Origin of the sequence: Vibrio scophthalmi LMG 19158 (genome assembly GCF_000222585.1) — a bacterium.
In the GTDB taxonomy this organism is placed as follows: Bacteria; Pseudomonadota; Gammaproteobacteria; order Enterobacterales; family Vibrionaceae; genus Vibrio; species Vibrio scophthalmi.
This window is the reverse complement of record NZ_AFWE01000207.1, coordinates 1-642: the sequence shown is the minus strand read 5'-3', so window position 1 is coordinate 642 and position 642 is coordinate 1. Positions and strand designations below refer to the sequence as shown.

Annotated in this window: 1 pseudogene; it reads left to right on the top strand. The window is 47.0% G+C overall.

The features are described 5' to 3' along the window. A pseudogene (locus RH88_RS23630) lies at positions 1 to 642 on the top strand (LysM domain-containing protein); the annotation flags it as partial.

Sequence of the window (642 nt, the reverse complement as noted above, 5' to 3'; positions counted from 1 at the left end):
CAAGGGCAGTACCATAGGGTTATTTGATCCCAATGTGCGTGATGGCTATAACCTAGGCAACGCTAGCTTAAACGACGCAGAAAAAGCGAAAATAGCCGCCGAAGCCTCTGCTAGCGTGGATGTTTTTGCCGGCGTTGAAGCCGGAGGTAGCCTCACGGCTGCGGTATACTGGGCGCCACCAACGCCACCCAGCAGTAAGAAAACAATTGAGCCAAATAACCCGGAACCGAAAGTAACCAACTTACAAAAGCTCGGATCAGTCCAAGGTTCACTCGCCGCCGCTGCGGGGGTTGGCGCTCAAGCTGAATTTCGCTTAGCGATTCAAGGCGGTATTTTGTTGGTAATCGCAAAAGCTGGACTAGTGTTTGGCCCTGGCTGCCAAGGTAAAACGGAAATAGTGGTTGATACTGAACGTCTAGATGAGTTTTTAGATTGCTTACTCGGCGTGTTGAAAAAAAGCAATTTTCGCAGGCTGTCTGTCTTTGGTGAGGCCGATGAAAATGGCGTAAACGATGATTTTGAACTGCTTAACGATATATTAACCATAGCAACGGGGCTTGGATTAAGTGCTTCAAAAGCGTTACTTATTCCTTTCAATGTGTGGCAAGACTATAAAAAAGAAGCCTTAAGCAAAGAATATGC